14 protein-coding genes and 1 riboswitch are annotated in these 12,040 nt (G+C 73.5%); of the genes, 7 read left to right on the top strand and 7 right to left on the bottom strand.

Features of this window, described 5'->3' with window-relative positions:
• Positions 1–19 precede the first annotated feature (19 nt).
• Entirely contained in the window at positions 20–847 is an 828-nt protein-coding gene (locus tag AC0GKK_RS06395; RefSeq protein WP_251784647.1) for an isoprenyl transferase, read from the top strand.
• Positions 848–867: 20 nt separating this feature from the next.
• Entirely contained in the window at positions 868–1,260 is a 393-nt protein-coding gene (locus tag AC0GKK_RS06390) for a hypothetical protein (RefSeq protein ID WP_062404463.1), read from the top strand.
• A gap of 39 nt (positions 1,261–1,299) precedes the next feature.
• On the opposite strand, the gene AC0GKK_RS06385 is transcribed toward AC0GKK_RS06390, so the two are convergent.
• Both AC0GKK_RS06385 and AC0GKK_RS06380 read right to left on the bottom strand, forming a co-directional pair.
• The gene (locus AC0GKK_RS06385) at positions 1,300–1,509 is read right to left on the bottom strand and encodes a DUF2795 domain-containing protein (protein ID WP_208824731.1); all 210 of its coding nucleotides are present in this window, start codon (positions 1,507–1,509) and stop codon (positions 1,300–1,302) included.
• 76 nt (positions 1,510–1,585) lie between these two features.
• A complete protein-coding gene (locus AC0GKK_RS06380; RefSeq protein WP_062401517.1) occupies positions 1,586–2,230 on the bottom strand; it encodes a hypothetical protein in 645 nt (214 codons plus the stop codon).
• Between the two features lie 74 nt (positions 2,231–2,304).
• A riboswitch (SAM riboswitch) is annotated at positions 2,305–2,419 on the top strand.
• A 43-nt stretch (positions 2,420–2,462) separates the two neighbouring features.
• Between AC0GKK_RS06380 and AC0GKK_RS06375 the strand changes: the two genes are divergently transcribed.
• Positions 2,463–3,851, top strand: a complete 1,389-nt coding sequence (locus tag AC0GKK_RS06375) for an aminotransferase class V-fold PLP-dependent enzyme (protein WP_489883378.1) — start codon at positions 2,463–2,465, stop codon at positions 3,849–3,851.
• Positions 3,852–3,861: 10 nt separating this feature from the next.
• Here AC0GKK_RS06375 and AC0GKK_RS06370 read toward each other — a convergent pair whose 3' ends face one another.
• Both AC0GKK_RS06370 and AC0GKK_RS06365 read right to left on the bottom strand, forming a co-directional pair.
• The gene (locus AC0GKK_RS06370; RefSeq protein WP_373324130.1) at positions 3,862–4,314 is read right to left on the bottom strand and encodes a Fur family transcriptional regulator; all 453 of its coding nucleotides are present in this window, start codon (positions 4,312–4,314) and stop codon (positions 3,862–3,864) included.
• On the bottom strand, positions 4,311–4,688 hold the full coding sequence (locus AC0GKK_RS06365; protein WP_020624590.1) for an ArsR/SmtB family transcription factor: 378 nt from the start codon (positions 4,686–4,688) through the stop codon (positions 4,311–4,313). The genes AC0GKK_RS06370 and AC0GKK_RS06365 overlap by 4 nt, the downstream gene beginning before the upstream one ends.
• Before the next feature lie 105 nt (positions 4,689–4,793).
• On the opposite strand from AC0GKK_RS06365, the gene AC0GKK_RS06360 reads away from it, so the two are divergent.
• The 3 genes from AC0GKK_RS06360 (at position 4,794) to AC0GKK_RS06350 (ending at position 7,865) form a co-directional block, all read left to right on the top strand.
• Complete coding sequence (locus AC0GKK_RS06360) at positions 4,794–5,123, top strand: antibiotic biosynthesis monooxygenase (RefSeq protein WP_346105315.1); 330 nt, start codon at positions 4,794–4,796, stop codon at positions 5,121–5,123.
• Between the two features lie 191 nt (positions 5,124–5,314).
• The gene (locus AC0GKK_RS06355; RefSeq protein ID WP_405418361.1) at positions 5,315–6,256 is read left to right on the top strand and encodes a type IV toxin-antitoxin system AbiEi family antitoxin domain-containing protein; all 942 of its coding nucleotides are present in this window, start codon (positions 5,315–5,317) and stop codon (positions 6,254–6,256) included.
• A gap of 202 nt (positions 6,257–6,458) precedes the next feature.
• Positions 6,459–7,865: a glycine--tRNA ligase gene (locus tag AC0GKK_RS06350; RefSeq protein WP_062401525.1), complete on the top strand. Its 1,407-nt coding sequence runs from the start codon at positions 6,459–6,461 to the stop codon at positions 7,863–7,865.
• A gap of 64 nt (positions 7,866–7,929) precedes the next feature.
• Here the strand turns inward: AC0GKK_RS06350 and AC0GKK_RS06345 are convergent, their stop codons facing one another.
• From AC0GKK_RS06345 to AC0GKK_RS06335, 3 genes are all read right to left on the bottom strand, one after another.
• Complete coding sequence (locus AC0GKK_RS06345) at positions 7,930–8,130, bottom strand: hypothetical protein (protein WP_073577983.1); 201 nt, start codon at positions 8,128–8,130, stop codon at positions 7,930–7,932.
• 87 nt (positions 8,131–8,217) lie between these two features.
• Positions 8,218–9,207: a CNNM domain-containing protein gene (locus tag AC0GKK_RS06340; RefSeq protein WP_208824226.1), complete on the bottom strand. Its 990-nt coding sequence runs from the start codon at positions 9,205–9,207 to the stop codon at positions 8,218–8,220.
• Positions 9,204–10,625, bottom strand: coding sequence for a hemolysin family protein (locus AC0GKK_RS06335; protein ID WP_489883377.1), 1,422 nt, complete (start codon positions 10,623–10,625; stop codon positions 9,204–9,206). Before AC0GKK_RS06335 ends, AC0GKK_RS06340 begins: the two co-directional genes overlap by 4 nt.
• Positions 10,626–10,904: 279 nt before the next feature.
• Between AC0GKK_RS06335 and AC0GKK_RS06330 the strand changes: the two genes are divergently transcribed.
• The gene (locus AC0GKK_RS06330) at positions 10,905–11,984 is read left to right on the top strand and encodes an SLAC1 family transporter (RefSeq protein ID WP_476654251.1); all 1,080 of its coding nucleotides are present in this window, start codon (positions 10,905–10,907) and stop codon (positions 11,982–11,984) included.
• The last annotated feature ends 56 nt before the right edge of the window (positions 11,985–12,040 follow it).

Below are 12,040 nucleotides of genomic sequence, written 5' to 3'. Positions count from 1 at the left end.
CCGACGTAAGGTCGGCGACGTGCCGTTCCAGCCTCCCGCACCGCACCCGTCCGGTGCCCGGCCCCCGGCGATCCCGCCGGAGCTGGTGCCACGCCACGTCGCCCTGGTGATGGACGGCAACGGCCGCTGGGCCAACGCCCGCGGCCTGCCCCGCACGGAGGGCCACAAGCGGGGCGAGGCCTCGCTGATGGACGTCGCCCGCGGCTGCATCGACCTGGGCGTGCGCTGGCTGTCGGCGTACGCGTTCTCCACCGAGAACTGGCGGCGCAGCCCCGACGAGGTCCGGTTCCTGATGGGCTTCAACCGCGACGTGATCCGCCGCCGCGTCGACGAGATGGACGCGATGGGGGTCCGGGTCCGCTGGGCGGGCCGGCGCCCGCGGCTGTGGCGCTCGGTGATCAAGGAGCTGGAGATCGCCGAGGAGCGCACCCGCGGCAACGACGTGCTGAACCTGACCATGTGCGTCAACTACGGCGGCCGCGCCGAGATCGTCGACTCCGTGCGGCAGCTCGCCCGCCTCGCCGCGGAGGGCCGGATCAACCCCGACAAGATCGACGAGCGGATGCTGGCCCGGTACCTCGACGAGCCGGACATGCCCGACGTCGACCTGTTCGTGCGCTCCTCGGGGGAGCAGCGGACGTCGAACTTCCTGCTCTGGCAGAGCGCCTACGCCGAGATGGTCTTCCTGGACACGCTGTTCCCGGACTTCGACCGCCGGCACATCTGGCAGGCGATCGAGATCTACGCGCGCCGGGACCGGCGTTTCGGGGGAGCTTCCGAGCGTCGCGGAGCGGACGCGAGCATCGACACGGCCGCCGCCGTCCCGAACGATGGAGTGACACCGTGACCACCGATGTGATCTCCGGGATGCTCACCACCGCCAAGGGGGCGCTGGAGCGGTTCCACGACGTCACCACCGACGACGACGGCGCGCTGACCTTCGCCCACGGCGGCGTGCTGTGCGTGGTGCAGGGCACCGAGCTGGAGGAGGGTCTGCCCGTCCTCAACCTGACCTGCGTCGTCGCGTGGGACCTGCCGGAGTCCGCCGACCCGGAGCACGACGTGCCGCGCCGGGTCGGCCTCGGGGTGGGGGAGGGCCTGTTCGGCACGCCCCGGGTGGTGCGCGGCGAGCGCGGCTGGGACGTGACCCTGCGCTACGCCTTCCCCGCGGCCGGGCTGGGCGAGGGGCCGATGGGCACCCTGCTGATGCTGGTCGTGTCCTCGGCGTCGAGCATGCGCGCGGAGCTGGTCGAGAGCTGAGACCGCCCGGCCGGGGGCGTGCCCCCGGCCGCGGCCCGGTCACTCCTGGTCGGCGCCGGTGTCGACGGCCGCGACGACGGCGTCGACCGAGGTGTAGTCCTCGGCCGGTGCCGAACGCAGGGCCTCGACCGTCGCGGCGTCGGCGCCGTTGCGCTCGGCGGTCCACGCCAGGTCGTCCTTGGAAGCGGGGAACTCGAGACCGTGCAGGGCGCTGCGGACGGCGTCGGCGGTCGTCGTACGGGCTGTCATGGGTCACCTCTCGTCGTGGACGTTCGGTGACCGGGTAGCCGGTGTGCGGCCGTCCATGCACGGACGGCCGCACCCGTCAGCCGTCGGTGTCCGTGGTCTCCCCGGCGGCGTCCCCGGAGTCGCTGAGGTGCACGATCGGCAGCGCCGCCAGCTGGCCCGCGGTCATCGCGTGCGCCACGCCCAGCACGTCGTTCTGGGCCTTGGTCATCCGCGCGTCCACCAGCCCGGACAGGCGGTAGGCGACCCGGCCGAGCAGCCGCACCGTGGTCTCGTCGACCTGGGGGCGCGGGGTGGAGACGACCGCGACACCGCGCGGGGCGCCGTCGTTGGACTGGGCGACGCCGATCTCGTAGGACTCACGCGGGTTGACGTGCCGCGACGCGTAGTGGTCGCGCAGCGTCGACATCATGTCGTGGAACCCGGTGACGTCACCCTCGAGCTCCAGGGTGGACAGGTCGTCCTTCGTGAGGGTCTTCGTGCGGCCGGAGAAGCAGCGCACGTAGCCGATCACCGCACCGGTCCACAGTGCCTCGACCAGGGCCGGATCGGCGGCCACCCGGACCGGACCGGACTCCGGACCGCCGAGCGCGGTCACCAGGTGCTCGCAGCACTGCAGCACGTACTGCAGGTCGTCGAACACCGCCGCCAGCTGGGCAAGCTCGCCGGACTCCGGGACGTCGATCCGCCGTACCGTGCCCGGGGCGGGTTGCGTGTCGGTCATCGTTCAGACGCTATCCGGGGTGGCGACGGTCACGGTGTCTCCTTCTGAGACGGTCTGCTAGCTTCGGCGGCGAAGGTCACGAGTGCCAGCGCGAAGCCCCGGCTCGCTGGACGGCAACCCTCCTCCGCGGTGGGGTGCCCCGGGTGATGACCGGGCCGACGCGACACCCGCAGTCGGCAAGCGCGGATCCGTGCGCCACGCCGGGTCCCCGAGATCGGCCGGAGGCCCGATCATGACCCTCGCCCTGTCGCGTCCCGTCCAGCACACGCTGCCCCGTGTCGTCGGCGCGGACCTCACCGTCCCGCTCGTCGACGGCAGGTGGGCCCGCTACTGCGACCTCGACTCCGCCGCGTCGGCGCCGGCACTGGAGAGCGTCGCCGCGCACGTCGCGCAGGTGCTGCCCTACCACGGCAGCGTGCACCGCGGCGCCGGCTGGACCTCGAAGGTCTGCACCGCCCTGGTGGAGAACGCCCGCGCCGACGTCGCCCGGTTCGTCCGGGCCCGCGCCGACGACGTCGTGGTGTTCACCCGCAACACCACCGACGCGCTCGGCCTGCTCGCCCGCGCCGTGCCCGGCCCGGTGGTGACCCTGGACCTGGAGCACCACGCGACGCTACTGGCCTGGCGGGGCGGTACCGGCGGCGCCGAGCACCGGGTCGTGCGGGCCGGCCACGGCATCGCCGCGACCCTCGACGCACTGCGGGCCGAGCTCGCCGCCCGTCCCGACGCCGCGCTGGTCGCGGTCACCGGTGCGTCCAACGTGACCGGCGAGCTCCTCCCGGTCGCCGAGATCGCCCGGATCGCGCACGCCGCGGGTGCCCGGCTGTGCGTCGACGCCGCGCAGCTCGCCCCGCACCGGCGCGTCGACCTGGCCGGGTGGGGCGCGGACTACGTCGCGCTGTCCGGGCACAAGCTCTACGCGCCCTACGGTGCCGGGGTCCTCGTCGGCCGCCGGGACTGGCTCGACGCCGCCGAGCCGCACGTCGCGGGCGGGGGAGCGGTCCGGTCGGTCGGCGTCACGGCCGACGACGCCGTCGACGGCCCGGGCGGCACCGTCACCGAGTGGCTGCCCGCGCCGCAGCGCCACGAGGGCGGCACCCCGAACGTGCTCGGCGCCGCCGCGCTGGGCGCGGCCTGCCGCACCCTCGAGGACCTGATCGACGACGCCGTGCCCGCCCACGAGCGCGAGCTCGCCGCCCGGCTGCGCGCGGGCCTGGCGACCGTTCCCGGCCTGCGGATCCTGTCCTGCTTCGACGACGGGCCCGACGCCGACCGCACCGCGACCGTCTCGTTCACCCTCGGCGAGCTGCCCGCCGGCCTCGTCGCGGCGGCGCTGTCCGCCGAGTACGGCATCGGCGTCCGCGACGGGCGGTTCTGCGCGCACCCGCTGCTGGAGCGGCTCACCGGCGGCCGCGATGCGGTGCGCGCCTCGCTGGGCCTGCGCACCGGCTCCTCCGATGTCGACCGGCTGGTGGACGCGCTGACCGACCTGGCGCGGCGCGGTCCGGCCTGGACCTACGCCCTCGTCGACGGCCGGTGGGCGCCCACCCCGGACCCGCGCCCGGCCGACCCGTTCGCCCGGGACCGGGAGCTGCCGGCCGTCCCCGGCTGCGGGGACTGAGCCCCGGGCGTCAACCCGCCGAGCAGCGGCCGCAGAGGCCGAAGATCTCCAGGGTGTGCGACACCTCGGTGAAGCCGTGCTTCTGTGCGACCGACTCGGTCCAGGACTCCACCGCGGGGCCCTCGATCTCGACGGCGGCGCCGCACCGGCGGCACACCAGATGATGGTGGTGGTGTTCGGTCTCGCAGCGCCGGTAGACCGCCTCACCGGACGCGACCCGCAGCACGTCGACCTCGCCGCCGTCGGCGAGGGTCTGCAGCGTCCGGTAGACCGTGGTCAGACCGATGCCCTCACCGGCGCGCCGCAGCTCCTCGTGGATCTCCTGGGCGGACCGGAAGTCCTCCAGACGGTCGAGCAGCGCGGTGACGGCGGCCCGCTGCCGGGTGGCGCGGATGCCGCGCGGCCCGGCGGTGGACCGCTGCGTGATCGTCGCCGCGGTCGTCCGGTCGGTCGTCTCCGTCACGTGTCCTCCTCGACGTGGGCGACGGCGTCCACCACGATGTGTGCCAGGTGGTCGTCCACCAGCGAGTACAGCACCTCACGGCCCTTCCGCTCGCCCTCGACCACCCCGGCGGCCTTGAGGACCCGCAGGTGCTGGCTGATCAGGGGCTGGGTGACCCCGAGCGCGTCCACCAGGTCGTGCACGCACCGGGAGTGTTCCAGCAGCTGCAGGACGATGGCGATCCGGACCGGTGCGGCGAGTGCCCGCAGCAGGTCGCCCGCGGCGGCCAGGGTGCGCGGGTCGCGGGTCGGGCCGGGCTCGGGCGCGGGGTGGTGGTCGTCGTCCGCACCCGGGCCGGCTCCCGGTGCGTGCGTGGTCTGGGCTGCGGCAGACATGTGGTGGACCCGTCCGTTCCCCGGAGGCGGCGGCCACACCCCCCGGCGCTGCTGTGCCGTGCCGGCCGCACCCGACATGGTAGGCGTGTTCGTTATCGTCGCGTCGTGCTGCTGGTCTGCCGCTTCCGCGTGTCCCCCTCCGAGGAGGCCGCGTTCACCGCGCGCGCGGCCCGCGCGCTGGAGCTCCTGGCCGCCCGGCCGGGCTGCCGCGGGGGTGAGGCGGGCCGGGCGATCGAGGATGCCGGGCAGTGGGTCCTGACCGTCCGCTTCGACTCCGTCGACGCCTACCGTCGCGCCCTGGGACCGTTCGAGGTCCGTGAGCACGTGCACCCGCTGCTGGCCGAGGCCGACACGACCACGGAGGCGACCTACGAGTCCCTGATCACGGTGGCCGCCGGCGCCGCCCCCGTCCACCACCCCAGCCTGCTGAGCTGACCCCGACCTCGCACATCGTCCTGCGACCTCGCAGCCGCTGCAGACGGTGCGAGGTCGCAGGACGATGTGCGAGGTCCGGCGGGGCCGGGTTGTCCACAGCACGCGCTCGACGCCCGGCGCGAGCCGGGACCGTCCACGGCCGGACGGGTGACGGGCTTCCCCCGCTCCCGGTGCACGGCGACGGTGGGGACATGGACCCCGACCCGCGACCGGCGCACGGTTCGCCCGCCCCCGTGCTGCGCCGGGACCTGGTCGCGGCGGGCGTGGGCGACGACGAGCTCCGCAGGCTCCGGGCCTCGGGCCGACTCGTCCGGCTGCGCCGCGGCGCCTACGTCGGAGCCGGTGACCTCGGACGGGTGGAACGACACCGGCAGACGGTGCGTGCGGCGGTCCGCACCCTGTCCCCGGACGCGGTGTTCAGCCACGTCTCGGCGGCCGCGATGCACGGGATCGGGCTGTGGCGGGTCCCGCTCGACCGGGTGGAGGTGACCAGGAACCGGCGCAGCGGTGCGCGGACGGCGCCGTCGGCGCGGGTCCATGCGGCGACGCTCGCCGCGGACGAGATCACCGTCGTCGACGGCGTCCCGGTGACGACGGTCCCGCGCACGGTCGTCGACCTGGCCCGCGCTCTGCCCTTCGTCGTGGCGGTCGCGGTCACCGACGCGGCGCTGCACGCCGGAGCCGTCACCGCCGACGAACTCGCTGCCGCCGTGGCCCGGTCCGCGCGACGTCCCGGTACCCCGGCCGCCCGCCGGGTGCTCGCCGCGGCCGACGGCGGCGCGGACGGCCCGGGGGAGACCCGCAGCAGGCTCCTCCTCCACTCCTGCGGCCTGCCCGCAGCGGCCACCCAGCAGGAGCTGCGGGATCCGGCGGGACGGTTCCTCGGCCGGGTCGACTTCTGGTGGGAGCAGGCCCGGGTGGCGGGGGAGTTCGACGGGCGCATCAAGTACGGCCGGCGGCTCGACCCCGGCGGCGACCTCGAGGAGGTCCTGTGGCGGGAGAAGCTGCGGGAGGACGCGATCCGGGCCGAGGGAGTCGCTGTGGTGCGCTGGGTGTGGGGCGACCTGCGCAGCGCGGCGTCGTTCGCCCCGACCGTCGCCCGCCTGCACCGTGCCCTGGACCGTGCCGCGTGAGCGCTCGACCTCGCAGACCGTTCTGCGACCTCGCAGCCTCTGCGGGGTGTGCGAGGTCGCAGGAACCTGTGCGAGGTCGGCCGGTCGGAGCCACCGCGGCGGGGGTGGGGCGGGGCAGGGGGTGGGGATGCATGGCGGGTCGGTAATCTGGGACGCCCCGTATCCGGGGGACCTCCGAACCACCTTCTCTGGAGTGCCGCCAGTGGCCAGCAAGCCCACCTCCGCCAAGATCGAGACCATCGTCGCGCTGACCAAGCGGCGCGGATTCGTCTTCGCCTCCGGTGAGATCTACGGCGGTACCCGGTCGGCGTGGGACTACGGGCCCCTCGGCGTCGAGCTGAAGGACAACATCAAGCGCCAGTGGTGGAAGACCATGGTGACCGGCCGCGACGACGTCGTCGGCCTGGACTCCTCGGTCATCCTGCCGCGCCAGACCTGGGTCGCGTCGGGCCACGTCGGCACCTTCTCCGACCCGCTGGTCGAGTGCGAGTCCTGCCACAAGCGCTACCGCGCCGACCAGCTCGCCGAGGAGTTCGCCGAGCGCAAGGGCCGCGACCCGGAGCAGGCCGACCAGAACGACCTCTCCGAGGTCCCCTGCCCGAACTGCGGCACCCGCGGCCGGTTCACCGCGCCCCGCGAGTTCAACATGATGCTCAAGACGTTCCTCGGCCCGGTGGAGTCCGAGGAGGGGCTGCACTACCTGCGCCCGGAGACCGCGCAGGGCATCTTCGTGAACTTCCTGAACGTGCAGACGACCTCGCGCAAGAAGCCGCCGTTCGGCATCGGTCAGATCGGCAAGAGCTTCCGCAACGAGATCACCCCGGGCAACTTCATCTTCCGCACGCGCGAGTTCGAGCAGATGGAGATGGAGTACTTCGTCGAGCCCGGCAGCGACGAGGAGCTGCACCAGTACTGGATCGACGAGCGCACCCGCTGGTACACCGACCTGGGCATCTCCTCGGAGAACCTGCGGCACTACGAGCACGCCAAGGAGAAGCTCTCCCACTACTCGAAGCGCACCGTCGACATCGAGTACCGGTTCAACTTCACCGGCCAGGAGTGGGGCGAGCTCGAGGGCATCGCGAACCGCACCGACTTCGACCTCACGGCGCACTCGAACCACTCGGGCGTCGATCTGTCGTTCTACGACCAGGCCTCCGACACCCGGTACAAGCCGTACGTGATCGAGCCCGCCGCCGGCGTCGGCCGGTCGATGATGGCCTTCCTCATCGAGGCCTACACCGAGGACGAGGCGCCGAACGCGAAGGGCGGCGTCGACAAGCGCGTCGTGCTGAAGCTCGACCGCAGGCTCGCCCCGGTCAAGGCCGCGGTGCTGCCGCTGTCGCGCAACGCCGACCTCTCGCCCAAGGCGAAGGACCTGGCCGCGCAGCTCCGGAAGAACTGGAACGTCGACTTCGACGACGCCGGCGCCATCGGCCGCCGGTACCGCCGCCAGGACGAGATCGGCACCCCGTTCTGCATCACGGTCGACTTCGACACCCTCACCGACCAGGCGGTGACGATCCGCGAGCGCGACTCGATGGCGCAGGAGCGGGTCGCCCTCGACCAGGTCGAGACCTACCTGGCGACGCGCCTGCTCGGCTGCTGAGCAGGCTCCGGACCGACGAACGCCCCCGCCCGGGACCCGGGCGGGGGCGTTCGTCGTGAGTGGGTCAGCGCCGGTAGGCCAGCAGCTGCACGCCCAGCTCGGACTCGGCGCGGCGCACCTCCTCCAGCTGCTCGGCGGTCAGCGCGGCGTAGGGCGACTCGGGCCGGTAGGCCACGAGCGGGCCGCCGATGCGGTCCTCGAGCTGCTTGAGCCTGGCCAGCGCCGTGTCGTCGAGATCGGCGGGACGCAGCGTCGGAGCGGTCATCACAACCTCCGTGGGTGATCGGGAGGCGACCCAGAGTAGGACCGCCCCGGACCGGGCGCAGCTCGGGTACCCGGTCCGGGGTCGCTCCTACACCGGCTCGGGGAGGAGCCGTTCCACAAGGTCGGAGAGGGTGACGATGCCGACCGGGCGGTCGTCGGACTCCACCAGCGCCAGGTGCGCACGCTGCTCACGCATCGTGTTCACCGCAGTGTGGTACTGCGTGTCCGCCGACAGGGTGAGCACCGGGCGCATCAGGTCCCGGGCCCGGGTCCCCGGGGCCCGCGTCAGGGTGTCGCGGACGTGCACGTACCCGATCGGGGTGTCGCCGTCGCGGACGACCAGCCGGAGGTGACCGGTCCGGCGACAGGTCGCCTGGATGGCGGCGACGTCGTCGTCCGCGGCGACCCCGGAGGGCTCCCGCGCGAGCTCGCCGAGCGGGGTCCGCTCCAGCTCCAGCGCCGTGACCAGCTGGTCACGGCGCCCCTGGTCCAGGGTGCCGGTCTTCGCCGAGTGGTCGACCAGCTGGCGCAGGTCGTCGGCGTTGCGGCCCGAGGCCATCTCGTCCACCGGCTGGACCCCGCACAGCCGCAGGCAGCGGTTGGCGGCACCGTTGAGCAGGAGCAGCACCGGCCGGGCCACCACCATGAACCCGCGCATCGGGATCGCCAGCATGATCGCCGAGCGCTCCGGGTGCGAGATCGCCCAGGACTTCGGCGCCATCTCCCCGACGACCAGGTGCAGGAACGTCACCACGATCAGCGAGATGACGAACGACGCCACCCCGGCGACCCCGGCGGGGATGCCCCAGCCCTCCAGGACCGGGCGCAGCGCGTAGTCCACGGCCGGCTTGCTGATGGCGCCCAGTCCCAGCACACAGAGCGTGATGCCGAGCTGGGACCCGGCGAGCAGCACGGAGATGTCCTTGGAGCTGCGCAGGGCGGCCCGGGCGGCGGCCGAGGTCTGTGCGGCCTCCTCCAGCCGGTAGTTGCGAGCCGCGATCAGGGCGAACTCGATCGCGACGAAGAAGGCGCTCGCCCCGATCAGGACGATGGTCGCGATGATCTGGAAAGCACTCATGCCCGCACCTCCCGCTCGTCGCCGTCCTGCTCGGAACCGGCGATCACCGGTCCGGTCCACTCCAGGCGGACCGCCGACGGGACCCGCCGGTCGACCTCCTGCACCACCAGGCGCAGGGCGCGGTCCTCGTCGTCCGGGCTCTCGGCCGGGATCGTCACGACGACCGCGTCGCCGGCGTCCGGCAGCCGCTGCAGCTCGGCCATCACCAGACCGCCGACGGTCTGGTAGTCGCCCTCGGGCAGCTCGGCGTCGATCAGCCTGCCGACCTCGTCGACGTGCCGGTCACCCGGCACGACCCAGCCGTCGTCGGACCGCAGTGCCTGGTCCGTCCCGGCCTGGTCGTGCTCGTCGGTGATCTCACCGACGAGCTCCTCGGCGACGTCCTCGACGGTGATGACACCGGCGAGGCCGCCGTACTCGTCGAGCACGCAGGCGAGCTCCTCGTCGTCGGCACGCAGCTGGGCCAGCACCTGCGGCAGCGGCAGGGACGAGGGCACCAGCACCGGGGCCCGCATCAGGTCCGACACCAGCACCTGGTCGAACGGCCGGTCGTCGCGGTCGGCGAGGGCCAGCACGTCCTTCAGGCAGACCACGCCCACCAGCTCCAGCGCGTTCTCGGTGTCCGTCGCCTCGGCGGGCGGCCCGAGCACCGGGTACCGCGAGTGCTGGACGGCCATCTGGCCGACCAGGCTCTCGACGGTCGCGTCGGCGCGGACCCACGACACCCGCGGCCGCGGGATCATCGCGGCCCGCGCGGTGCGGTCGCCGAAGTCGACGGCGCGGTCCAGCAGCACCGCGAGCTCCGGGTTGAGGTCACCCGAGTCCTTCGAGTCGTCGATGATCGCCTCGAGGTCGCGCGGGGTGGCCGAGTGCTCGACGTCGTGCACCGGCTCGATCCGCAGCGCGCGCAGCAGCAGGTTGGAAGCCGCGTCGAAGATCCGGATGATCCACCCGAACAGCGCCAGGTAGGTCTTGGTGGACAGCGCCAGCCAGCGGGCCACCGGCTCCGGCCGGGCGATCGCCAGGTTCTTCGGGAACAGCTCGCCGAACACCATCTGGACGACGGTGGCGAACAGCAGCGCGATCACGGTGCCGATCGCGACACCGACGCCGAGCGGGACGTCGACCAGGCCCAGCAGCTCACCGATGCCGTTACCGATCAGCGGCTCGGCGACGTAACCGACCAGCAGACCGGTGACGGTGATGCCGAGCTGGGCGCCCGACAGCATGAACGAGGTGCGACGGGTGATGTCGAGGGCTCGGGACGCTCCGGTGTCGCCCTCGGCCGCACGGGCCTTGAGCCGGGAGCGGTCGACGGCCATGTAGCCGAACTCCTGGGCCACGAAGTAGCCGGTCAGGGCGGTGATCGCGAGGACCACCAGGATGCCCAGGAGGATGCCGAGGATCGTGCCGATCACCGGGAGGTCACCGCCCGGGTCTCGGGCCCGGCCGGGATGTGCACGGCGTGGGCGGGGACGAGGACGATGCGGGGTCGCCGGCCGTCACGGGGACGGTCGGCGCGCGGACTGCAGGTGGGGTCCATGACTCCTGACTCGCGGTCTGATGGGTGTTCGACGCGTACAACGCGTGCCGGAATCGTACGGTTCCGGAACGCAGCCGTCGCGGTGGTCACCCTGTGATAGCCCGAACGGCGGTACCGGTGTTTGGTGCAACGCGGGAGCGGGTCATCCCCGTCCGTGATCACGTCTCGCCTGGAACAGGCCGGTCCGCCCTGGTTCGGGACGGTGATGGGGACCGGGATCGTCGCGGTCGCGACCACCTCGTTCCCGGTGCCGGTGCCGGGCCTGCGCCTCGTGGGGACCGTGCTGTGGCTGCTCGCGGCGGCGTTGCTGGTGGCGCTGGGCGTGCTGGTCGTGCGGGCCGGGGCGGCGCGACGACGGCGTGGTGACCGCCCCGACCCGTCGGACCTGCCGTTCCTCGGTGCACCCGGCCTGGGGATGCTCACCGTCGGCGCGGGGGCGGTCGAGCTCGGTCCCGGCCTGTTCGGCGAGCCGGCCGCGGCCGCACTGAGCTGGACGTTGTGGTCGTCGGGCACCGTGGTGGTGCTGGTCGTCGCGGTGTGGGTGCCGTTCCGCTGGATCAGCAGGCCCGGATCGGCCACCGACCCGGCGCCCGCCTGGATCATGCCGGTGGTCGGGCCGATGGTCGCCGCCGCCGACGGCGCGCTGCTGATCGGACACACCCCGGGCCCGGCTGCGGCGTCGACGATGCTGCTGGTCTGCGTGGCCCTGTTCGGGCTGGGCGTGGTGTCGGCGCTGGCCCTGCTGCCACGGGTGCTGGCCCGGCTCGGCACGGCCGGGCTCGCCCTGGCCGACACCCCGACCGTCGTCATCGTGCTGGGGCCCTTCGGGCAGTCGGTGACGGCGGCGAACCTGCTCGCGGGACAGGCGCAGGGCCTGCTGACCGAGCCGTTCGCCGGCGTCGCGATCGGTGCGGGACTGCTCTACGGCGCGCCCGCCTGGGGCTTCGCGGTCGGCTGGACGGTGCTGTCGGCGGTGCTGATCGGCCACGCCCTGCGCCGGGGGATGCCCTTCAGCGCCTCCTGGTGGGCGGTGACGTTCCCGTTCGGCACCCTGGTGACCGGCACGAACGCGCTCGCCGCGCGGACGGCGCTGCCCCCGGTCGTCGGGGCGGCGGTGGTGCTGTTCGCGGTACTGGTCCTGGTGTGGGTGGTGGTCGCGGCCGCCACCGTGCTGTCGGCACTGTCCGACGTCGCCGACGAGATCGGGCCGGCGCGACGGTCGGTACGGGCCTGACCCCGGACACGGTCCTCGTGAGCGGCGCGCGGTGGCCCGTTCTCAGCTCACCGTCA

The organism is Pseudonocardia sp. P-1 (genome assembly GCF_058111925.1).
This window is presented reverse-complemented; position numbering and strand designations above follow the sequence as displayed.